Origin of the sequence: Arthrobacter nitrophenolicus (genome assembly GCF_045833485.1) — a bacterium.
GTDB classification, from domain to species: Bacteria; Actinomycetota; Actinomycetes; order Actinomycetales; family Micrococcaceae; genus Arthrobacter; species Arthrobacter nitrophenolicus.
The window spans coordinates 196699-219068 of the sequence record NZ_CP174504.1; the positions used below are offsets into that span (position 1 = coordinate 196699).

At 68.2% G+C, this 22370-nt stretch carries 16 protein-coding genes; 6 read left to right on the forward strand and 10 right to left on the reverse strand.

Annotation, left to right across the window (positions count from 1 at the left end):
* Positions 1-282: 282 nt before the first annotated feature.
* On the forward strand, positions 283-1734 hold the full coding sequence (locus tag ACJJV6_RS00885; RefSeq protein ID WP_009357681.1) for a zinc-dependent metalloprotease: 1452 nt from the start codon (positions 283-285) through the stop codon (positions 1732-1734).
* A gap of 27 nt (positions 1735-1761) precedes the next feature.
* Here the strand turns inward: ACJJV6_RS00885 and ACJJV6_RS00890 are convergent, their stop codons facing one another.
* From ACJJV6_RS00890 to nudC, 3 genes are read right to left on the reverse strand one after another with little or no spacing between them, the layout of a single operon-like run.
* On the reverse strand, positions 1762-2430 hold the full coding sequence (locus tag ACJJV6_RS00890; RefSeq protein WP_407709711.1) for a YgjP-like metallopeptidase domain-containing protein: 669 nt from the start codon (positions 2428-2430) through the stop codon (positions 1762-1764).
* Complete coding sequence (locus tag ACJJV6_RS00895; protein WP_354175291.1) at positions 2427-4562, reverse strand: ATP-dependent DNA helicase UvrD2; 2136 nt, start codon at positions 4560-4562, stop codon at positions 2427-2429. Before ACJJV6_RS00895 ends, ACJJV6_RS00890 begins: the two co-directional genes overlap by 4 nt.
* A gap of 56 nt (positions 4563-4618) precedes the next feature.
* Positions 4619-5641, reverse strand: coding sequence for an NAD(+) diphosphatase (gene nudC, locus ACJJV6_RS00900; protein WP_009357684.1), 1023 nt, complete (start codon positions 5639-5641; stop codon positions 4619-4621).
* Positions 5642-5785: 144 nt separating this feature from the next.
* Here nudC and ACJJV6_RS00905 point away from each other — a divergent pair, with 144 nt between their 5' ends.
* Complete coding sequence (locus tag ACJJV6_RS00905) at positions 5786-7015, forward strand: macrolide 2'-phosphotransferase (protein WP_009357685.1); 1230 nt, start codon at positions 5786-5788, stop codon at positions 7013-7015.
* A 51-nt stretch (positions 7016-7066) separates the two neighbouring features.
* On the opposite strand, the gene ACJJV6_RS00910 is transcribed toward ACJJV6_RS00905, so the two are convergent.
* The 3 genes from ACJJV6_RS00910 to ACJJV6_RS00920 form a co-directional block, all read right to left on the reverse strand.
* Positions 7067-10603, reverse strand: a complete 3537-nt coding sequence (locus ACJJV6_RS00910) for an ATP-dependent helicase (RefSeq protein ID WP_407709712.1) — start codon at positions 10601-10603, stop codon at positions 7067-7069.
* Positions 10600-13824: an ATP-dependent helicase gene (locus ACJJV6_RS00915; protein WP_407710450.1), complete on the reverse strand. Its 3225-nt coding sequence runs from the start codon at positions 13822-13824 to the stop codon at positions 10600-10602. The genes ACJJV6_RS00910 and ACJJV6_RS00915 overlap by 4 nt, the downstream gene beginning before the upstream one ends.
* A 140-nt stretch (positions 13825-13964) precedes the next feature.
* Complete coding sequence (locus ACJJV6_RS00920; protein WP_035752566.1) at positions 13965-14381, reverse strand: MGMT family protein; 417 nt, start codon at positions 14379-14381, stop codon at positions 13965-13967.
* A gap of 63 nt (positions 14382-14444) precedes the next feature.
* Between ACJJV6_RS00920 and ACJJV6_RS00925 the strand changes: the two genes are divergently transcribed.
* The 4 genes from ACJJV6_RS00925 (at position 14445) to ACJJV6_RS00940 (ending at position 17941) form a co-directional block, all read left to right on the forward strand.
* Positions 14445-15155: a 3'-5' exonuclease gene (locus ACJJV6_RS00925; RefSeq protein WP_407709713.1), complete on the forward strand. Its 711-nt coding sequence runs from the start codon at positions 14445-14447 to the stop codon at positions 15153-15155.
* A 335-nt stretch (positions 15156-15490) separates the two neighbouring features.
* Positions 15491-16426, forward strand: coding sequence for a substrate-binding periplasmic protein (locus tag ACJJV6_RS00930; RefSeq protein ID WP_407709714.1), 936 nt, complete (start codon positions 15491-15493; stop codon positions 16424-16426).
* 16 nt (positions 16427-16442) lie between these two features.
* Positions 16443-17207: an amino acid ABC transporter permease gene (locus ACJJV6_RS00935; RefSeq protein WP_133346066.1), complete on the forward strand. Its 765-nt coding sequence runs from the start codon at positions 16443-16445 to the stop codon at positions 17205-17207.
* On the forward strand, positions 17204-17941 hold the full coding sequence (locus tag ACJJV6_RS00940) for an amino acid ABC transporter ATP-binding protein (RefSeq protein ID WP_009357689.1): 738 nt from the start codon (positions 17204-17206) through the stop codon (positions 17939-17941). Before ACJJV6_RS00935 ends, ACJJV6_RS00940 begins: the two co-directional genes overlap by 4 nt.
* A 98-nt stretch (positions 17942-18039) precedes the next feature.
* On the opposite strand, the gene hemL is transcribed toward ACJJV6_RS00940, so the two are convergent.
* Genes hemL through ACJJV6_RS00960 form a run of 4 tightly spaced genes read right to left on the reverse strand, consistent with a single transcriptional unit; the run spans position 18040 to position 22368 of the window.
* A complete protein-coding gene (hemL, locus tag ACJJV6_RS00945; RefSeq protein ID WP_009357690.1) occupies positions 18040-19371 on the reverse strand; it encodes a glutamate-1-semialdehyde 2,1-aminomutase in 1332 nt (443 codons plus the stop codon).
* Between the two features lie 29 nt (positions 19372-19400).
* Positions 19401-20474 (reverse strand): LLM class flavin-dependent oxidoreductase, encoded by a 1074-nt coding sequence (locus tag ACJJV6_RS00950; RefSeq protein WP_009357691.1) that lies wholly within the window; start codon positions 20472-20474, stop codon positions 19401-19403.
* On the reverse strand, positions 20474-21454 hold the full coding sequence (hemB, locus tag ACJJV6_RS00955; protein WP_407709715.1) for a porphobilinogen synthase: 981 nt from the start codon (positions 21452-21454) through the stop codon (positions 20474-20476). Before hemB ends, ACJJV6_RS00950 begins: the two co-directional genes overlap by 1 nt.
* Positions 21455-21465: 11 nt before the next feature.
* The gene (locus tag ACJJV6_RS00960; protein ID WP_407710451.1) at positions 21466-22368 is read right to left on the reverse strand and encodes a uroporphyrinogen-III synthase; all 903 of its coding nucleotides are present in this window, start codon (positions 22366-22368) and stop codon (positions 21466-21468) included.
* Positions 22369-22370 lie beyond the last annotated feature (2 nt).

A 22370-nucleotide genomic window follows, 5' to 3' on the forward strand; every position in this document is an offset into this window, starting at 1 on the left:
CTTGGGTGCCGGGGTGCCGCGCCCGCCCCGAAAGGTTCAGGGCCGCCGTCGTCCGCTGCGCCGCCGTCCTTCTCCCACTGGAAGGCGTCCTGCTGGAGGTCTGGGGCGTGGTCCTCGGAGGGGTGGCTGCCACGGGTTGTCGTCACCCTCCCAACACTACGCGGTGGCGGCCGGGTACAGCTCTTTGCCTACAGCGAACGGTACCGGAGCGCGGCAGACAGCCGGGGACAGCCGGGGTACCGTGAAGGTTGATTAACAGTCACACCGACGATCGGCGGGATCATGACCTCCAATCCACTTAATCCGTCCAACGGCGACGACACCCCCAAGGACCCGTTGACCGAAATGCTGCAGAACCTCATGGGCGGCAAGGGGATGGAGAACTTCGACCCCGCCGAGCTGGCCAAGGCTGCCGGGCTGCCCAATGACCCCAACCTGCTGGCCCAGATGTTCTCCCAGGTCCAGGCCATGATGAGTGCCCCGTCCGAGGGGCCCGTGAACTGGACGCTCGCACACGACAACGCCCGCCGGGTGGCCGCAAGCAGCTCCGACCCGTCGGTGACGTCCCAGCAGTCCCGCGATGTTGACGAAGCCCTGCGCCTGGCGGAGCTGTGGCTGGATCCCGTCACGGACCTGCCCGCCACCGGCCTGATCGGCCACGCCTGGTCGCGGGCGGAGTGGGTCGAGGCGACGCTTGGCACCTGGAAGCGGCTGACGGAGCCGGTGGCCAACAGCATCGCCAACGCGCTCTCCACCGCCATGACAGAACAGATGCCCGAGGAAATGAAGGCCATGATGGGCGGGGCCTCGTCCATGCTCCAGAACATGGGCGGAGCCATCTTCGGCATGCAGCTGGGCCAGGCAATCGGCGCCCTCTCCGCGGACGTGGTCAGCTCCACCGATATCGGCGTGCCCCTGGTCGACCTTGAGATGGCGCTCCTGCCTGCGAATGTTGCCGCCTTCGGTGAGGGCCTGTCCCTCCCCGAGAACGACATCCGGCTCTTCCTCGCAGTGCGCGAGGCCGCCCATGCCCGCCTCTTTGTCCAGGTTCCCTGGCTGCGCGGGCACCTGCTCGGCGCCATCGAGGCGTACGCCCGGGGCATCCACATCGACACGTCCCGCATCGAGGAACTGGCACGGGACCTCGATCCCAGCAACCCGGAAGGCATCCAGGAGGCCCTGTCCCAGGGCGTCTTCATGCCGCAGCGCACCCCTGCCCAGGAGCAGGCCCTGGAGAAGTTGGAAACAGCGCTCGCCCTCGTGGAGGGGTGGGTGGACGAACTGACTGCCGCCGCGACCGAGAAGATGCTGCCCTCCGCTTCGGCATTGCGGGAGACCGTGCGCCGACGCCGCGCCACCGGTGGTCCGGCCGAGCACGCCTTCGCCTCGCTGGTGGGGCTGGAACTGCGCCCGCGCCGGCTGCGTGACGCCGCCACCCTGTGGGCCACCCTGAAGGAAGAGCGCGGCATCGAAGGGCGCGACGCCATCTGGCACCACCCGGACCTGCTGCCCACGGCCGAGGACCTGGACGATCCCAAGGGCTTCAGCGGCCGGCGCAAACTGGCCGAGGCCAGCGACAGCGAAGTGGACGATGCCCTGCAGAAACTGCTCAACGGCGGTTTCGACACCCCGGCGCCGGACGCCGGCAAGGGAGAAGCAGCGGGCGGGGAAGAACCGGCCGGCGATAAAGAAACCAAGGACGACGACGGAGGCGACACCCAGCCGAAAGGCTGAGTTCCTTCGTGGCCGGGTGGGCCGCTGCTAGTCGGCGTCCCCCGGCCAGCCGTCCTGCTCCGGCCAGCCCTCCGGCTCCAGCCCTCCGCTGCCACCAGCTCCCCCGGCGGCGGCCAGGCCGCGGGCGGTGGCAAACGAAACGCCTTCCAGGAATGCCTTGGCGCGCTGGGTTTCCGGGTATGCCTCAAGCAGCTTCCAGAACGCTGCATTGTGCCCGGCCACCAGCAGATGGGCAAGCTCGTGCAGCAGGACATAGTCGATGACCCACTGCGGCATGGGACGGAGTTTGTCCGAGAGCCGGATGGTTCCGTCCGCGGGTGTTGCTGAACCCCACCGCGAGTTCTGGTTGCTCACCCACCTTACGGACGTTGGGACGGCGCGCCCGCCCAGGTAGCGTCCCGAGAGGTGGGTGGCGTGGGCGGCAAGTGCGGCGTCCGAGGCGGGTCGCCTCCGGCCGGAAGCCGCGCGGCGCTCCCCCTGCCGCTGCAGCTTGGCCAGCATGCGCCGGACCCACTCGGACTCCTGGGCTGCCGTGAACCGGGCCGGAATGGCGACGACGGCTGTCCCGTTCTCCCAGAAAGCCGCCACGGTGCGGGTACGGCGGGCGGAACGGCGTACCTCCACCGGCGCGCCCTCCGCGGTGGTGGTCAGGGGCGCAACTGCCCGCCGGCTCCCTGCCGCGGCTCCGGGGCTCACAGGGCGGTGCTTTCGGCCAGGACCCGGAGCACGTCTTCCCCGTATTTCTCCAGCTTCGAAGGGCCCACCCCGGCAAGTCCGGCCAGTTCCTCCAGCGACGCCGGGCGGGCCTCGGCGATGGCTGTCAGGGTGGCGTCGGTGAAGACCACGAAGGCGGGGATGTCCGCGGACACTGCCACTGACCGGCGCCAGTTCCGGAGGGCGTCGAAGGTCTGTTCCTCGTAGCCCGGCGGGCAGGCGTTGCAGCGTCCCACCTTGCGCTCGGCGCCGGTGGCAAGCATGCTTCCGCACACCCTGCAGACAGCGGGAGCGGCTGCCTTCCGGCGGGGAGCCGGACCCTTTCCGCGGGTGCTCGAGCTCGCCACCGATGCGGGCCGGAGCCCGTCAAGGAACCTGGACGGCTTGCGGTTGGCGCGGCCGCCGGGCGTCCTGGCCGTACTCCAGGACAGAGCAAGATGTTCGCGGGCGCGGGTGATCCCGACGTAGAGGAGCCGGCGCTCCTCGTCCACGGATTCCGGCGAGTCGGCGAAGGAGATGGGCATCAGGCCCTCGCTGAGCCCCACGAGGAACACGGCATCCCATTCCAGGCCCTTGGCGGCGTGGAGGGATGCCAGCGTCACCCCCTGGACTGTGGGCGCGTGCTGGGCCAGCGAGCGTTCCTGGAGTTCATTGACGAAGTCCACCAGGCCAAACTGCGGTCCCCGGTTCTGGACGAGTTCGTCGGCCAGCGCCACCAGCGCCGCCAGCGATTCCCAGCGCTCCCGGAGCGCGCCGCCGCTGTGTGGCGCGGAGTCTGTGTAGCCGAGGGAGGCGACGATGTCCCGGACCAGCTGCCCCAGCGGCTCCGGCGCATCGGCTTCGCTGGCTGCCCTGGTGGCAGCCCGGAGCTGGAGGATGGCGTCACGGACTTCCTTGCGCGCGAAGAACCGCTCGCCGCCGCGGAGCTGGTAGCCGATGCCGGCGGCGGCCAGCGCCTGCTCGTAGGCCTCGGACTGGCCGTTGGTCCGGAACAGGATGGCCACCTCGCTGGCGGGAGTGCCGGCGTCGATGAGGGCCTTGATCTTCTGCGCCACGGTGGCGGCCTCGGCTTCGTCGTCAGCGCATTCCGTGAACGTGGGCACCGGGCCTGCCGGCCGCTGCGCCACGAGCTGCAGGGGCGTAGCCCATGCGGCATCCGCTGCCGGTCCCCCGCTGCGCCGCGCCGCGAGGAGGTCGTTGGCCAGCTTCACCACCTGCGGGGTGGAGCGGTAGTCCCTGATCAGTTTGACCACACTGGCCTGGGGATAGCGCGCCTTGAAGTCCAGGAGATGCCGGGGCGATGCGCCCGTGAAGGAGTAGATGGTCTGGCTGGCGTCACCCACGACGCACAGTTCGTCGCGCCCGCCCAGCCACAGATCCAGGAGCCGCTGCTGCAGCGGTGACACGTCCTGGTACTCGTCAACCACGAAATGCCGGTACTGCTCCCGGACGGTGGCGGCAACCCGCTCGTCTTCCTGCAGGATCCCGACCGTGATCAGCAGGACGTCCTCGAAATCAATGACGTTGCGGTCGGTCTTGACATCCTCGTAGGCCTGGAAGACCCGGGCCACAGCCGTGAGGTCAAAGCCGCCCGGTGTACCCCTCCCCTGGGCGTTCTCCAGGTAGTTGGCAGGAGTCAGCATGGACACCTTGGCCCATTCGATTTCCGACGCCAGGTCGCGGATGGAGGCCCTGTCCGTGCTCAGCCGTAACCGCCGGGCCGCCTCCGCGAGCATCTGGGCCTTGTGGTCCAGGAGGTTGGGAAGCGAGCCGCCAACGGCCTGCGGCCAGAAGAACTGGAGCTGGCGCAGGGCGGCGGCGTGGAAGGTGCGGGCCTGGACGTTGCCCGCTCCAAGGTCCCGGAGCCTGCTGCGCATCTCGGCCGCGGCCCGGGCAGTGAAGGTGACGGCCAGCAGCCGCTGCGGGGTATACACGCCCGAGTGGACGCCGTAGGCGATGCGGTGGGTGATGGCCCGGGTCTTTCCCGTCCCGGCGCCGGCGAGCACGCACAGGGGCCCGTTGAGGGTGCTCGCAACCTCGCGCTGTTCAGCGTCCAGCCCGCCAAGGATCCGGTCCTCAAGCGATGCCGCCCCGTCAAAAATTTCTGTAGTCACTTCTGCTGCTTTTGTGTCTCGACTACCGCATGCTTGGAGTCTGGTGGATAAGGGATCTAGGCGCCGGCGCGGTCCTCGATCCGCCCGCCGTACCAATGCTCGATGAGCGCCCGTGCGATGGAGAGCCTGCTGGAAATGGTGATGTCACCCCTGAGCACGGCTTCCTGCAGTTCCTCCCGGCTGAACCAGCGCGCCCTGGTGACTTCCACGCCGTCGGGCGTTGCCTCGGCATCTTCGGTGACGGCGGTAAATCCAAGCATAAGGGAGGCCGGGAAGGGCCAGGACTGCGAGCCGAGATACTGGCAGGCAGTGACGCGTACTCCCACTTCCTCAAACACTTCCCGCACGACTGCCTGTTCCAGTGATTCGCCGGGTTCAACGAACCCGGCGAGGGTGGAGAAGTTCTTCGCGTCCACCGGGCCTCCGCCGCCCAGAAGCAGCCGCCCGTCGGGCCCCACCACGGTGACGATGATGGCGGGGTCAGTCCGCGGATAGTGTTCGGACGAATCTGCCGGGCAGCGGCGCATCCAGCCGCCGGCCTCCACCAGGGTGGGCGTCCCGCACCGCGGACAGTGCGTGTGGCCGGCATGCCAGTTGGCGATGGCGCTTGCCTCAACAAACAAGGCAGTGCCGGTTTCCGTCAGCCCTGCTGCTACATCACGGAATCCTGCCCAGGCGGCACCGCCCGGAATGCCCGCGGTGCCCGGCTCCACCGGCTCTGGCAGGACGAAAAGCAGCAGCTCCGTGCCGGCGGGAAGGTCGGAGCCCGGCAGGGCAGCGCCGAGGTAGATCATCAGCCCGGGAGTGGCCGAGACAGCTGACAGACCGTCCAGCAGGCCCTTGGCGCCGGCCATGAAAAGGTTCCCGTCCTGCACCAGTCCCTGCCGCCCGGACAGGACGACTGCCAGCGTGCCTGGTGCGGCCAGGAGTTCGTCCACCATCCCGGGCCGGGCCCGAACGGCCGATCCCCTGTCCACCAGCGCCGGCCGGACAGGAAGCAGGGTGTCCCGGAGGTGGTTGGCCGGCAGCAGCGCCGGCGCTCCCTGATGGACCGGTGTGACAGACTCCGCGTGGCTCATGCATCCACCGTACTGACATGGACCGACAATCCGCATTTCCGCCGTGGCCTTCCGCCCTGCGCTGGTATCCCCCATTTGCACCGATCTGAAGACTCGCCGCCCGCAGACCGGTGACTTGGACGGCAGGCAATCTACCGTGGAACGGTGAGAAGAAAACCGATTGAACTGGCAGCCGTTGCAACCGCGGCAGTCCCTGGACTGACCCCAACGGCCGTTAGCTCTGCCCCGGATGATCCCGCAGACTTCGATTCGGCCCTGCTCCTGGATTCGGAGGGCAAACGCTGGCGTGTCCGGTCCCCCCGGCACGCGGAGGCCAGCGCCCGGCTGGAAACCGAGTTTCTGGTGCTGCGGGCCTTCGCACCCGGAATCCGGGCGGAACTTCCGTTCCTGATGCCCACGGTGGCGGGCAGCGTACGGCTTGGCACCCTGAGCACGTTTGTCTACTCACACCTGGCCGGAAGCACCCGGAGCGTTGAGGAGCTGACCGCAGGCCCGCAAGCCCTGGCCCGCGAAATCGGCGCGGCGCTGGCAGCTATCCACGACCTGCCCCGGGCACTGGTCAGCAACGCCGACCTGCCCAGCTACACGCCCAACGAATTCCGCCAGCGCAGGCTGAATGAACTGGACCAGGCGGCCACCACCGGAAAGATTCCGCCGGCGCTCCTGCTGCGGTGGGAGCACGCCATGGAGGATGTCTCCCTGTGGCGCTTCAATCCGTGCGTGGTCCACGGCGACCTGCACGAGGACAACATCCTGGTGGAAGGCCAGCGCGTCACGGCCGTGACCGGATGGACCGACCTCAGGATCGGCGACCCGGCTGACGACTTCGCCTGGCTGGTGGCCTCCAACGAGCAGGACTTCGTGGATGCTGTCCTCGCCGGCTATACGGCAAGCCGGCGCGACACTCCGGACAACCACCTGCTGCGCAGGGCGGCCCTTTCGGCCGAATTCGCCCTGGCCCAGTACCTGGTCAAGGGAATTGCTGCTGGCGATCCGGCCATGGTGGCGGAGGCGGAAGGCATGCTGGAAACCCTCGCGAACGATATCGCCGAGCACGGCGGCCAACCCATCAGTGTTGAGCCGCAGCCCACCGCCGGGACCGCCCCCGGCGCAGGAGTGTCCGACGGTGGCCCCGGACCAGGTGCGGCGCCCGTGACCGTCCTTCCCGTCCCGGCACAGCCGGCGGTGGAAGTTGTTCCCGTCCCGGTCAAGCCGGCGGTTGAGGTTGTTCCTGTCCCCGTCCAGCCGGCGGTCCACGTGACACCCATCCCCGCCGAGCCGGAGCAGGCGGCGGGCGGGAAACAGCACTCCCCGGAAGCGGCCGACGATACGTCCACCGCCGCGCTTCCGATCATCAACGCCCGGCAGTCCTAGCAGGGGACGCCAGCCAGGATCCGCCCGCCCTGATCCGCCAGCCCAGCGCGGTCACCTGGAATCCAGGGCTGCGCTGACGATGGCTTCCAGTTCCTCGGCCGTTCCGAGGTCATGGGGCCGGACCACCTCGTTGTCGGCCAAATAGAAGAACGCTGCCCGCACTTCCTCGAGCGGAACGTTCTTCAGGCGTGCCCACGCCAGCCGGTAAACGGCCAGCTGCACCGAGCGGGCCCGCAACTGGGCACCGGAGGGACGGCGTCCGGTCTTCCAGTCCACCAGGTCCCAGCAGCCGTCGGCGTCCCGGAAGACGGCGTCGATCCGGCCGCGAACAACCACCTCGCCCACGCGGGTTTCCACGGGGACCTCCACGAAGGCAGGCGATCGCTCGGCCCAGGGTGAGGCGCGGAACGTTGCCACCATGGAATCGAGGTCGTACGCGGCGTCGATGTGGTCGTCGGAACCGGGAGCCTCGCCCAGATCGAGCATGCCGGCGGTACCAAAGTATTCCTCCACCCAGGCGTGGAAGGCAGTTCCTTTGCGTGCCGACATTCCGGGCTCACGCGGAACCGGCCGGCGGAGCCTGGCGAGCACGTCCGACGGGTCGTTTCCAAGGTCCACCAGCATGGATGCGGAGATATGGCCGGGCAGGTGCACATCCTGGCCGTAGGACCGTTTGGCCCGGCGCTCCAGCAGCAGCGCGGCTTCCCGCGCCCACCCCGCCGCCGGTCCAGCCAGGCCGGTGCTGCCTGCGGGGCTGCCTCCAGCATCCGCTGGTCCGGATAACGGCTGGTGATTTCCTGCGGCCTCGAGTTCGGCCAGAACGAGGGCAGCAGCCCTGTCCATGGCCTCCCTGCGGCCCCCGGCCAGCCGGAGCCGCTCCCCTGTCCGGGGATCCACGGGGCCTTCAAGGGGGTCGTAAGGCCACCCTGCCACTTCGGTTTCAGTGGACAGTGGGCTGCTTTCGGGCAGGGCGTCTTCGGCCAGGGACAGTGGATGGACCGAGGCCCGGTCCGGCTGCCCATCCGGGTTCACGAGGATGTCCAGTTCGGCCAGGAACGGGGACATCTCCGCCCTGGCGGCGCGCGATCCCACCCAGGCGGCACTGGAAGCCCACAGGACGTGCTTGGCCCGGGTGTAGGCAACGTAGGCCAGGCGGCGCTCCTCTGATTCCCCATGCGCCTGCACGGCAGCCTTGAAATCCTTTTCCGCGTCCAGCCAACCCTTCTGGTCCGGCTGGTCCAGGTCCCATTGGGGCAGGTCCGCACGGTCGCCCCGGAGGGGCCACGGAAGCGCCGCGCTCCCGCTGCTCCAGCGGGAGTCCTTGTCGCTGGGAAAAGCCCCGGCGTTCAGCCCGGGCACGAAGACAACGTCCCATTCCAGGCCCTTGGACGCGTGGACGGTGAGGAGCTGGACTGCCTCGCGGTTGACATCGCCGGGCGGGGCTTCGAGCCCGTTCTCTTCGGCGGCTGCAGCCTCGAGCCAGGCGAGGAAGGCAAGTATGTCCACCCGCTGGGAGGTGCGAAGAAAGCCCGCGGCGGCGTCCTGGAAGGCGTCCAGGTTGCGGCGCGCCTGGTGGATGCTGACCCCTGGGCGTGCCGCGACTTCGATGTCCAGGAGCATGGCCCGTTCCACTTCCCCAAGGAGTGTGGTGAGATCGTCACCCAGGTAGCCGCGGAGCTGCCGCAGTTCGGCCGAGAGCTGCAGCAGGCGGCCGCGGGCCACGGCGCTCAGGCACCGGCCGCTGGAGGATGTCCATCCTTCGCGTGGCAGCCAGTCCAGCGCTTCCACGAGGCTGGCGCCATCCGTCAGGTCCCCCTCGAGGACCGCGGCATCCTCGTCGGATGAATCGTCGTCGGACCGCTCCGCGGCCTGCCCCCGCCGGCGGGCCAGATGGCTGGACCAGTCCCGCAGGGCCATCAGGTCCGCCGGTCCAATCCGCCACCTCGCTCCGGCCAGCAGCCGCATGAGCGAGTCTGACCGGCCAGGGTCCGCCAGTACCCGGAGGGTGGCCACGAGGTCCACCACCTCGGGTGTGTCCAGGAGTCCGCCGAGGCCCACGATCTCGTAGGGGATGCTCCTGGCCTCAAGCTGGCGGCGGACCACCTCCATTTGCGCACGCCGCCGGCACAGTACGGCAATGGCCGGCGGCACGGGTGTGCCATCGGGCTTCAGTTCGAAGTCGGTCGCCCGGTATCTCAGGACATCCCCGGCAAGGGCCGCCGCTTCCTCCACGTCGCTGCCGAACCGGCCAAGCACCACCGACCCCTGGGCAGCATGGGGGCTGGGCTGCAACGGCGGCACATGCGCGGTCTGCGCTCCCTTGCCGCCTGCAGGTCCACGCTGCGCTTCGGCTTTGACCAGCGCCTCCGACATCACGTTCGCTGCCGCCAGGATGGAGCGTCCGTTCCGCCAGGCGGTGGTCAGGTAGGACGTGGGCGCAGGCGCCCAGCCCGCCTGCCCGTTCACGGATTCCTGGCGGACAGGAAACTCGCGGACGAAGTGGAACAGCTGGCCGGCCGAGGCACCGCGGAAACCATAGATGGACTGGTTTGGGTCCCCGACGGCCGTGACGGCGTGCCCGCCGCCGAAGAGCCGCGAGAACAGGACGAGCTGGGCGTGCGAGGTGTCCTGAAACTCGTCCAGCAGGACAACTTTGTACCGTTGGCGTTCCATGTGCGCGGCCATCGGAACATCCCGTGCCACCTTCGCTGCGAGCGCCACCAGGTCACCGAAATCGAGGGCGCCACGTGCCCGCTTTGCTTCGGCATACCTGCCCACCATGTCAGCGACGCTGGCCCGGGTGCGAAGCATCGCGGCCAGCTCTGCCGCGGCCTGCGGAGGGTTCTTCTTCTTGTCTGCCAGGTAGGGGAGCGACTCGAAGTCCGAGAGCCGCGCCATGAGCCAGGCCTCGACGTCTTCCGGTTCCTGGAGGTGTTCGGCGCATTCTCCGGCGAGCTGGATAACGGCCTTCACCAGGGTGGACTTGGCGGCACGGAAGTGTGCATATTCGCCGTCGTACGCTTCCACCACTTCGCTGGCCAGCTGCCACGCCTGGGCCCCGCCCAGCAGGACCACGTCCCGTTCCACGCCCAGCCGCAGCCCGTAGTCGGAAACGATCCCGCTTGCGAAGGAGTGGTAGGTGGACACCTTGGGTTCCAGGGCGTCGCTGCTGAGCAGGCCTTCCGGAAAGACCTGGTGCGCAGTGTCGCCGGCAACCAGCCGCTGAAGGGCCACCAGCTTGGCGCGGATCCGCGATGCGAGTTCCCCGGCCGCCTTCCTGGTGAACGTCACGCCGAGGACTTCCTCGGGCCGCACCCAGCCGTTGGCCACGAGCCACACCACCCGGTCCGCCATGGTGGCTGTCTTGCCGGAGCCGGCACCGGCGATGACCAGCCGCGGGGTGAGCGGTGAGGAGATGATGGCGGATTGTTCGGCGGTCGGCATGTTCTTTTCACCCAGGAGCACCGATAGCTCCTCGGGGCTGAACCGCGCCTCCGTCGGCCGGGCAGGCGCGGCGACCGCCGCTGACTGCCCGGCATCCGGATCAGCACCCTGCCGGCCGGGCAGCAGGTCGAGGTTGTTGGTCATTCCGTCACTTGCCTTCCACGCACGCACAGGGGGCATACCTCGGGCAGCTTGCAGCCGTGGCCGCCGTGGCTTCCCTTTGCCGGATCATGCCGGGCTTCGAATTCCTTGCCGCCCATCACTTGCGCTGCATCCTTCACCATGTCGAGTGCCCAGTTCTCCTGCGGGTCGAGTGGATCCTGTTGCTGGACGGCAGGATTCCTGGTGCTTGTTCCGAGCTGGGCAAGCACAGCCCCGCCGGGCAGGGTGCCGCCCTCCCTGCCTGTTGCCTCGGCGAATCCTCCCGCGAGGACCGCTGCCTGGTATGCACCGAGCTGGGGGTGACGGGACAGCTCCGCCTTGCCGGGCTGCCGCTTTCCCGTCTTCAGGTCCACAATGACCAGCCTTCCCTGGCCGTCAATCTCCAGCCGGTCCACCTGGCCGCGCAGGATGGCCTGCCGCGGCGCCAGCTCATCCACCGCCACCTCGCCAAGGGGCACCTCAAAATCCTGTTCCACTCCCGCGAGGCTGCGGCCCTCGCTCCTCATCACCAGGATGTACTGGGCGAGCTTGCGCACCATGGACTCCGCCCTTTGGAAGTCGAGGCGGCCCTCCCAGTTGTCCTTCATGCCCAGGGCGGGCCAGCGCCGTACCAGCTCCGCGAGGTACTCCGCGCCCGAGGCATCCGGCAGTTCCTGCGCGATGGCGTGGACCAGTGTTCCCAGGCTGCGGGCAAAGTCTGTGGCCGCCTCGCCCCCGGCCGCCTGCACAAACCAGTCAAGCGGGGACTTCTGCACGGTTTCGACCTTCGACGGCGACACGGAAACGGTACCGCCGGGCGGAACCACGGCTGCGTCGGTCGTGAGTGGCGCGAGCCCCCACCAGGTGGAAGGATGCGCACCGGGGACTGGCGGCTCGGCCGCCGCCAGCCGGGCCAGTACCCTTACCGCTTCCCGGGCCTCGGCGGACTGGTTCCCGTCCAGCTGGGCATGCTGCCGCAGTTCGGCAACGAGGGCCCGCAGGGTTATGGGGCGCTCGACCGGGGTGAAGCCCCTGTGCTCCTGGCCGTGCTCCAGCGGTGCGACGTAGTCGAGGAACGACGAAGGCTGGTCGTCCTCCGAGGCGACCGCCGTGCATATGAGCAGTTCCCGGGCGCGTGAGACGGCTGTGGAGAAGCTGCGCAGTTCGTCATAGCGGATGTCGCGCAACCGGCTTAGGGGATCCCGCTGCATGGCGTAGGCGGAACCGTGTTCAACGGCGTCCGCGTAAAGGGTGCTGCCCAGGAGTTCCCCCCGGAGCCGGGTGTTGGGCCACACGCCCTCCTGCAGGCCGGCGACAATCACCACCGGCCATTCCCTTCCTGCTGCGCTGGCGGGCGTCATCAGCTCCACGGCATCATCCACCTGGGCGCGGGCGGCAAGGGTGTCCATGGGGAGCTCCTGGTTGAGCAGGTACTCCAGGAACTGTTCAGGCCCCGCTCCGGGCATCTGGTCCACGTACCGTTCAGCCGTATGGAACAGCGCCATCATGGCATCCAGGTCCCGGTCGGCCCGGGCGCCGTGGGGGCCGCCTGCCAGTGCTGTTTCCGTCCAGGATGCTGCCAGCCCCGTGGAGCTCCACAGTGCCCAGAGCACCGATTCGGCGTTGGCGCCCGGCTGGAAGGCAGCTTCACGGCCGGCCTGGATCATCCGCGCCGCGCGCCTGGCCGCCCTGCCTTCGATACCCAGGGCGGACAGGGCTCCGGGCTCCAGCAGGGCCTCGACCAGGAGGGCATCGCTGGTCCGTCCGCCGCCGCCCAGCAGTTCCTCACGACGAAGGGACTGCCGGAGCCGCCGGAGTTCGATGGAAGTGGCACCGCCGATCCGGGAGGTCAGGAGGGACACCGCGGCTTCCGGGGTCAGGAGCGTTGGGTCCAGCGCGATGGCGAAGGCGTCCAGCAGGGGACGCACCGCTACCTCGTCCCGGACGGCCGACTCGGCAACCGGCACACGGACAGGGATCCCCTGCCCCGAGAGGTAACGCTGCAACTCGCTGACCTGTCCGCCGTTGCGCACAATGACGGCAATGTCCGCGAGGTCCCGGCCATGGTTGATGTGCTGGTCCAGGATCCTCTGGGCGACATACCGGAGCTCATGCACTGGTGACGGGACCAGGTGCGCCTCGACACTCCCTTCCTGCATATTCCCCTCCGGCCGGTCTGCCTGCGGACGCTCCAGCTGCCTGGCCAGCTGGCCACCGGCGCGTTGCGAGATCCGGCCGGCGACACCCAGCCAGGCGTCCGCCAGGGCCGGGACCAGGCGGTGGGAAGAAGACAGCGGACGCTCCACGGGTGGCGCGCCCGGCGACAGCAGCCGCGGCAGCTCGGCCACGAGATCAGGCCGTGCGCCCCGGAAGCCCTGGACCACGGTATCCGGCGAGTACGCAACGTAGCAGTCCTTGCCTGCCGCGATGTCCGCCAGGAGTTCGAACACTGCCGGGTTGGCTTCCTGGATGTCGTCCACCACCACGAGCTGCAGCCGGTCCCGTTCGGCTGCGAGGAATTCCGGCGCGTCCTGGAAGATGTGGCGTGCCGCCGTGATGATTCCGGCGGGGTCGAAGGCCTCCGGCATCCTCAGGTCCAGGACGTCCCGGTACTCGTTGTAGAGGGCAGCCGCGGCGATCCAGTCGGGCCTGCCGCACTCGCGGCCAAGCATTTCAAGGTCCTCCGCAGTACGGCCGGACTCGATGATCCGGTCGAAGAGCTGCCGCACCTCCTGGCGGAACCCGCGCGTTTCGAGCGCGCCGTTGAGATCCTCAGGCCACGGCAGTTCCAGGCCGGGAAGGCGGTGCCCATCGAGGAGCTCCTTGATGATGAGGTCCTGTTCGGGGCCTGACAGGAGCCGCGGCGGCCTGGCCAGCGGGATGACGCCCTCGGCCTTGGCGCGCCTGATGAGGTCGAAGGCATAGGAAGCCCAGGTGCGCGCTGGGGTGGTGCTGAGGCTTCGGTCCAGCCGGGCTGTGAAGCGGTCCCGCAGGAAATCAGCGGCGAGGCGGCTCGGGGCAAGGATCAGCATGCGCTCGGGATCGATACCATCGCGCTGGACACGTTCCACGGCAGCCTCAATGAGAACGGTGGTTTTGCCGGTCCCTGGGGCGCCTGGAACCAGAACCGGCCCGGTTCCCTGGGGAACACTGACGGCGGACTGCTGGTCGGCGGTCAGGGACGGCGCAGCCGCATGTACCTGGCGCGGCGCGAGCAGCCGCAAAGCGGCAGCCGGAGACCTTCCTGCACTGGCGTTCGAGCTGCTTCCTGCGGTGGCGGCGCCTTGCCCGAAAGCGGGCTCCTGACCCGCTTGGGGGTCAGGCCGGTATTCGTCGCGTGGTTCCGTGAAGGGAAGAGTTACTGTCACACCGACATTCCATCATCAGCCACCGACAATCCATGGAGCCGACGCTCCAGCGCCGCGGCGATGGTGTCCACCCTGTCCAGTTCCCCGTCGGTCGGCTGCCAGCGTGCCGCGGACAGATCGACGCGCCAGCGGCCCTCTCCGGTGCGGAGGAAGGACCCGTAGTCGCCGCGGAGCGGGGTTGCCTCATCAAGGTAGCGGCGGAGGGCCCCCGCTTCGTGCCCCTCGGGAGCATGTCCGCTCGCCTTCAGCACACGCCACCAGGGGACGCCGCTGCCATAATGGCTGAGTACGGCCCCCACCTGCCGCGGGCCCCCGGAGCCGAGCAGTTCGGAAACGTCACCGTAAGACACAGCGGACCCGGCCGGTACCAGCTCAACAACGGCCAGCACCGCCTCCACATACTCCATCCGCATTGATCCAATGTATCCGCAGTGGCGCTCCCCGGAATTGTCCGGGGTCCCCCTTAGCGTTGAAGCATGAGCACCTGGAATACCCTTCCCCGAGCAGCCTTCGACCTCGAAACCACCGGACGGAACTCCCGCGCGGCCCGGATTGTCACAGCGTCGGTGACGGTCGTGGACCACCAGGGCGAGGTCATCAAGGAGCATGGGTGGCTTGCGGATCCGGGGGTGGAAATTCCCATTGAAGCCAGCGATGTGCACGGAATCACCACGGAACAGGCCCGGCGTGACGGGCGCCCCGCCCATGAAGTCACCAGGGAACTTGCGGGGGTCCTGCAGGAGTTGTTCGACGACGGCGTCCCCGTCATTGCCTTCAATGCCAGCTACGACTTCACAGTGCTGGCGGCGGAGTCGGCCCGGTACGGGGTCCCGCAGCTGACGAGGTTCCCGGTGCTTGATCCCTACATCATGAACAAGCAGGTGGACCGCTACCGGAAGGGCAAGCGGACCCTTACGGCCCTGTGCGAGGAGTACGGCGTGGTCCTGGACAACGCCCACACGTCTGCCGCTGACGCCCTGGCCACGCTGAAGGTACTGGATGCGATGGCCGGCAAATTTCCCAAGCTCATGATGCCGGCGAGCCAGCTCCACCAGCTCCAGGTAGATTGGGCCGTCAGCCAGGCCGCGGACTTCCAGGGCTACCTCCGCAAGACCAAGCCCACCGCCGTGATCGAGGGCGATTGGCCGGTCCTGCCTCCGCAGGATGCCACGGCCGGGGGATTTTAGGCTTCAGCAGGCCCTCCCCCGCCGCAATGCGAGGCAAGTCACAGTTCGTTCACCGCGCATTTCGGCCTTGCCGGGGCATCGTGAATTCGTTGGATTACCCGGCGCCCTCCCTGTCGCGCGCACAGAACGGCTAACTGGCCGAATTAAATGCGGCAATGGCATCGCCTGCCCGTCCTTGGATTTCCTTAACAGCGCATTTTCGATGAAGTGAGACAATAAAGTTTTGCGGTCACCCCTGCCCTGGCCATGCTCGACCAGCACGGGGCAGGTGCCAGGCGCCATCAGCGCAGCCTTGCGGCCCGGTTGACTTATGACTCAATGAAAGTGACAACCTGATGAAAATCAAAGCGATGAAGTGGCTGACTACCGCTCCCGTTGCTCTGGCCCTGGCGGTTTCCCTGGCCGCCTGCGGTTCAGGGGCCTCGGAGCCCGCGGGCACCCCCACCGATGCCCTCGCCGGCAGCGACCAGCAGACGCTGGACAAGTACACCACTGCCGATGTCACCCCGATCGACCAGATCGACAAGACCAAGCTCGGCCTCAACACCGAAGGCAAGCTCGAAGTGGGCACGCTCTCGGACGCGCCGCCGAACATCTTCATTGACCCCTCCGGCAAGTTCACCGGCTACGACAACGAGCTCCTGCGTGCCATCGCCGCCAAGCTCGGCCTCGAGGTTGAATTTGTTGCCACGGACTTCTCGGCGCTCCTGTCCCAGGTGCAGACCAAGCAGTTCGACGTCGGATCCTCCTCGATCTCCACCACCGAAGCCCGCCGCGAGAACGTCGGCTTCACCAACGGTTACGACTTCGGCTACATGGCCGTTGTCGCCAAGACCGACGGCGACGTCAAGAGCTTCGACGACCTCACCTCCGACCTGCGCATCGGCGTGGTCCAGGGCACCGTCCAGGACGACTACGTCACCAACACGCTGAAGATGGAACCGATCCGCTTCCCGGATTACGCCACCGTCTACGCGAACGTGCGCAACGGCCAGGTGGACGCCTGGGTGGCTCCGTCCCAGCAGGCTGAAGGCCAGGTCAAGGAAGGCGACGGCACCGCCATCGTCGAGTCCAAAATCAACACCGAGAACTTCACCGCCTACGCCGTGGCCAAGGACAACCAGCCGCTGATCGACGCGCTGAACTCGGGCCTGGACGCCGTGATCGAGGACGGGACCTGGTCCAAGCTGACCAAGGAGTGGTACCCGGACCGCGAAATGCCGACTGACTGGAAGCCGGGCAGCAAGGCCGCCACGGTTCCCCAGAGCTGATTGAGCCGGGACGTTTATGGATCTCCTGGACCAGCTTGCCGACACCTTTTTCAACTGGGAGGAAATGGCCAAAGTCATTCCCGCCCTGTTCATGGTGGGCCTGCCCAACACCCTGATGCTGGCCGTCGCCTCAGGCATCTTCGGATCCCTGCTGGGGCTGCTGCTCGCCATGATGGGTATCTCCCGCAACGCGGGGGCACGGTGGGCGGCGCGCATTTACACCGACATCTTCCGCGGCCTGCCGGCCATCCTGGTGATCCTGGTGATCGGCATCGGCCTGAGCCCGATCGCCAGGGAAATCACCGGTTCGCGGAACCCCTATCCCCTGGGCATCCTGGCCCTGACGCTGATCGCCGCCGCCTACATCGGCGAGATCTTCCGGTCGGGCATCCAGAGCGTTGAGAAGGGACAGCTGGAGGCCTCGCGGGCCCTCGGGTTCAGCTACGGCAGTTCCATGCGGCTGGTGGTGGTGCCCCAGGGCATCCGCCGGGTCCTTCCGGCCCTGGTGAACCAGTTCATCTCGCTGCTGAAGGACTCCTCGCTGGTGTTCATGCTGGGCCTGGCCGCCTCGGACCGGGAGATCTTCCGGATCGGAAATGACGCCATGGCCAACACCGGCAACCTGTCACCGCTGGTCGCGGCGGGTGTCCTGTACCTGATCCTGACCGTTCCGCTCACCCACTTCGTGAACTTCATCGACCACCGGCTGCGCACTGGCAAGCCGGAGAAGAAGGAGCCGGACGAACTGGCAGCACCTATCGGCAAGGGGGCACAGGCATGACGGAATTCGCTTCCGGAACCCTGACCGGCAAGAACCTGCACCTGTCCTTCGGGCATAACCACGTCCTCCGCGGCATCGACCTGCACGTGGAGAAGGGCACCACGGCCTCGGTGATCGGCCCGTCCGGGTCCGGCAAGTCCACGCTCCTGCGTGTCATGAACCGCCTGATCGAGCCTGACCAGGGCGACATCCTGCTGGATGGACGTTCGGTCCTGAAGGACAACCCGGACGAGCTCCGGCAGCGGATCGGCATGGTGTTCCAGCAGTTCAACCTGTTCCCGCACAAGACCGTGGTGGACAACGTGTCGCTGGCCCTCCGCAAGCTCCGGAAGCTGCCCAAGGACCAGGCCCGCGCCGAAGCCCTGGAGCAGCTGGACCTGGTGGGCCTGAAGCACAAGGCAGATTCCCGTCCGGCCAACCTGTCCGGCGGCCAGCAGCAGCGCGTGGCGATTGCCCGGGCGCTGGCCATGAAGCCCGAGGTCATGTTCTTCGACGAGGCCACGTCCGCCCTTGACCCCGAACTGGTCAAGGGTGTCCTGGCCCTCATGACGGACCTTGCGAAGGGCGGCATGACCATGGTGGTGGTGACCCACGAGATGGGTTTCTCCCGCAACGTCTCGGACACCGTCACGTTCATGGACGCGGGCGTGGTGGTGGAGTCCGGTCCGCCGGAGCAGATCTTCACGGCACCGCGCACTGACCGGCTCAAGGGCTTCCTCTCGGACGTCCTCTAGCCGAAAGACAAAAAATCCCCGCGTCCCGGGCCTTCTCCCACACATGGTGGGTGGGTTGGTCCGGGACGCGGGGATTTGTCGTTAAGCCGGCGCCGGAACTACGGGCGGGCCGCAGCAGCCGCCTGCGCCGCGGCGGGCAGGGCATCGAAGATCCGGTTCATGGCGGCGTCGTCGTGCGCGGCGGAGAGGAACCAGGCCTCGAACACCGACGGCGGCAGGTAGACGCCGGACTCCAGCATGGAGTGGAAGAACGGCGCGTACCGGAAGGCCTCCTGGGCCTGGGCGTCGGCGTAGTTGTGGACGCCGTGCGCGGAGGTTCCGAAGGCCACCGAGAACAGGTTGCCGGCGAACTGGATGGAGTGGTCCACCCCGGCGGCATCCAGGGCGCTGGACAGGGCCGAGGACAGCTCCAGGGAGCGGGCGTCGATGTAGGAGTAGACATCGCGGGTGGCGTTGGTCAGCGTGGCAACTCCGGCGGCCATGGCCACGGGGTTTCCGGACAGCGTTCCGGCCTGGTACACGGGCCCGGTGGGAGCCAGGTGGTCCATGACATCGGCACGTCCGCCAAGTGCCGCCGTCGGCATGCCGCCGCCAATGACCTTGCCGAAGGTAAGCAGGTCCGGGGTCCAGGGGTCGGCGGCGTCGGGCGCTCCGCCGGTCAGGCCCCAGTAGCCCGAGTAGCCGGTGCGGAAGCCCGTCAGCACCTCGTCCACGATGAGCAGGGCACCGTGTTCCCGGGTGATCCTGGAAAGGCCGAGGTTGAAGCCCTCTTCCGGGGTCACCACGCCCATGTTGGCGGGCGCGGCCTCGGTAATGACGGCTGCAATGTTGGGGCCGTGCGCGGCGAATGCTTCCTTGACCGCGGTGAGGTCGTTGTAGGGCAGGACCAGGGTTTCAGCGGCGGTCGCCTCCGTGACGCCGGCGGAACCGGGCAGGGCGAGGGTGGCAACGCCGGACCCTGCGGATGCCAGCAGCCCGTCCAGGTGGCCGTGGTAGCAGCCCGCGAACTTGATGATCAGGTTGCGCCCCGTGAAGCCGCGGGCCAGCCGGACGGCGGTCATGGTGGCTTCGGTGCCGGTAGACACCATCCGGAGGCGTTCGACAGCGGGCACGCGTTCCTTGACGATTTCGGCCAGGTTGGCCTCGTCAGGGGTGGAGGCGCCGAAGGACAGCCCCCGGTCGACGGCGGCGTGGACCGCATCCAGCACGGCCGGGTGTGCATGGCCCAGCAGGGCAGGGCCCCAGGAGCAGACCAGGTCCACGTATTCCTTGCCGTCCGCGTCCGTCAGGTAGGCGCCCTTGGCGGCCACCATGAAGCGGGGCGTTCCGCCCACGGAGCCGAAGGCGCGGACGGGCGAGTTGACGCCGCCCGGCATCAACTGGCGGGCGCGGTCGAATAATGCCTCGTTGCGAGGATTGCTGGAAGTCATGGTTCCTATTCTCTCAGTTGGCCGGCATGTCAGCTGCCGAGCAGTTCCGCCACCTTGGGCGCCACTGCCGTTCCCATCAGTTCAATCGAGCGCATCATTGCCGAATGCGGCAGGGGCCCGCTGCTGTACTTCAGGTCGAAGCGGTCCACCCCCAGGTTCTGCTTGAGCAGGGCAATCTTCCGGGCCACCGTCTCCGGCGATCCGACGTACAGGGCGCCCTCAGGCGCGCACATCGCATCGAACTCGGGCCTGCCGGCAGGGCCCCAGCCGCGTTCGGCGCCCAGTCTGTTCCGGAGCGTGAGCCAGTGCGGATAGAACTCCTCGCGGGCCTCCTCGTCCGTGGGAGCGACGTGCCCCGGCGAATGCGTCGCCATCTGCTGCATTGGATGCCCGTACTTGGCCATGGCCTCGCGGTACAGGTCAGCCAGCGGACGGAAAGCACGCGGCTGGCCGCCGATGATGGCGAAGATGATCGGGTAGCCGTAGTGGGCGCAGCGGAGCACCGATTCGGGAGTGCCGCCGACGCCGATCCAGGTGGGCAACAGGTGGTGCTCCATGGGTGGGTAGACGCTCAGTCCGGCCAGGGCCGGCCGGGTCCGCCCTTCCCAGTGGACCGGCTGCTGCAGCCGCACCTTGCTGAACAGCTCCAGCTTCTCCTCGAAGAGGACTTCGTAGTCGGCCAGGTCGAATCCGAAGAGGGGGAACGATTCCACGAACGAGCCGCGGCCCAGCATGACCTCGGCGCGGCCGTTGGAGATGGCGTCCACCGTGGAGAAGCGCTGGAAGACCCTGATCGGATCGTCCGAGCTGAGGACGGTGACGGCCGAGCCCAAGCGGATCCTGGTGGTGCGGGCCGCCGCTGCAGCCAGGAAGACTTCAGGGGCGGACACCGCATAGTCCTTCCGGTGGTGCTCCCCCACGCCGAACGCGTGAAGTCCGACGGCGTCGGCAAGTTGGGCCTGTTCCAGCAGCTGCCGCAGGACTTCGGCATGCGCCTGCGGGGTGCCGTCCGGTTTCACGCCCACATCACCGAAGGTGTTGAGACCAAGCAGGATGCGGTCCTCCCCCACGGGTTCGGTGGGTCCCAACGGCAGCTCGGTCATCAGGATTCCTTCAGCCAGCCGGCCAGCTCCGCGGCCCAGTAGGTTAGCACCATGCCCGCACCGGCCCGGCGGATGCCCAGCACGGACTCGGTGATGGCGGCCCTCCGGTCGATCCATCCGTTGGCTGCAGCGGCCTCGATCATCGCGTACTCGCCGGAGATCTGGTAAGCCGCCACCGGCACCGGGCTCATGGCGGCGACGTCCGCCACGATGTCCAGGTAGCTCATGGCCGGTTTGACCATGACGATGTCGGCGCCCTCGGCCAGGTCCAGTTCCACTTCGCGCAGCGCCTCGGTGCGGTTTCCTGCATCCATCTGGTAGGTCCGCCGGTCGCCCTTCAGCTGGGAATCCACCGCCTCGCGGAACGGGCCGTAGAAAGCGGACGCGTATTTGGCCGAGTAGGCGATGACTGACGTGCCGGTGTGGCCGGCTTCATCCAGGGCGGTCCGGATGGCGGCGATCTGTCCGTCCATCATGCCGGAGGGGCCCAGCATGTGGGCGCCGGCTTCGGCCTGTGCCACGGCCATCCGGGCGTAGATTTCCACGGTGCGGTCGTTGTCGACGTACCCGTCGTCGTCGAGCACCCCGCAGTGGCCGTGGTCGGTAAACTCGTCCAGGCACACGTCGCTCATGATCACCAGACTGTCCCCGACTTCGGCGCGAACGTCGCGGATGGCCTTGTTCAGGACACCGTCGGGGTCGAGAGAGGCTGAGCCTTCGGCGTCACGGATTTCCGGGATGCCGAACAGCATGATGCCGCCCAGCCCCAGTTCGGCAGCCTCTGCTGCGGCACGCTTCAGGGTGTCCGTGGTGTGCTGCACCACGCCCGGCATGGACGTGATGGGGTTCGGTTCGGTGAGCCCCTCCCGGATGAAGGCGGGAAGGATGAGCCCGGCCGGCGCCAGGCGGGTTTCGGCGGTCAGCCGGCGCATGGCGGGCGTGGTCCGAAGGCGGCGGGGGCGTTGGCTGGGGAAAGTCATGGTCCTGTCCTTCACGTTGTTCCGGGTGGGTTCGGGTTCGGCGCCCCGGCGGGACCTGCGTCCCCCAGGGCAGCCCCGACGGCAGCCGCGAGGCCCTCGGGCGTTGGCTCAGCTGCCACCGCCGCCACCTGCAGGCCGAGCGCTGCGGCCTGTTCCGCCGTCGAACGCCCGATGACCACAAGCCGGCAGCCGTGCAGCGGCGCCAGGTCGGCGATCCGGCGCACGGCGCTGGGTGAGGCTGCCAGGACGGCGTCGATGCTTCCCTCAGCGATGCCTGCCCGGGCCGCGGCCGGCGAGAGCAGTGAGTACGACGGCGGCACCTGGCCCGGGCCCCCGTCCTCCACCGGAACGGCGAGCCTGCGCTCGGCTGCCGCCGGGTAGTCGACCGTCCGGTAGGCGGCCACCACGGTGACTTTGCTGGCTGCGGCCTCGAGCCCCTCTGCAAGCGCGGGCGCCGCAATGTCGGCCTGCGGCAGCAGGACCCGTCCGCCGCCGGGCCATACCTCGAGCAGCCCGGCGGCGGACTGCTCGCCGCGGGGCGTCAGATCCACGCCGAGGCCGTTGGACTCGAGCAGCCTGCGGGTGGCTGGTCCCACGGCTGCGATCCGGATGCCGGCCGGGATCCACTGGCGCAGGGAAAGCCCGCGGTCCCGCGCCTTGCCGAGGAGCACATGGACGGTGGTTGCGCTGGTGAGGACCAGCCAGTCGAACGCCCCGGCTCCCAGTGCGTCACAGGCCACGTCCAGGGAATGCTGGTCCGGTGCCCGTTCGAAGTCGATGAGCGGCAGGAGCATGGCGGTGGCCCCGGCCTTTTCCAGCGCAGCCACGAGTTCCAGTGACCGCTCCGGGCTGCGCGTGATCAGGACCCGGGCTCCCTTCAGCGGTTTACCCTGTCCCGCTGCGCCCGTTGGCATTC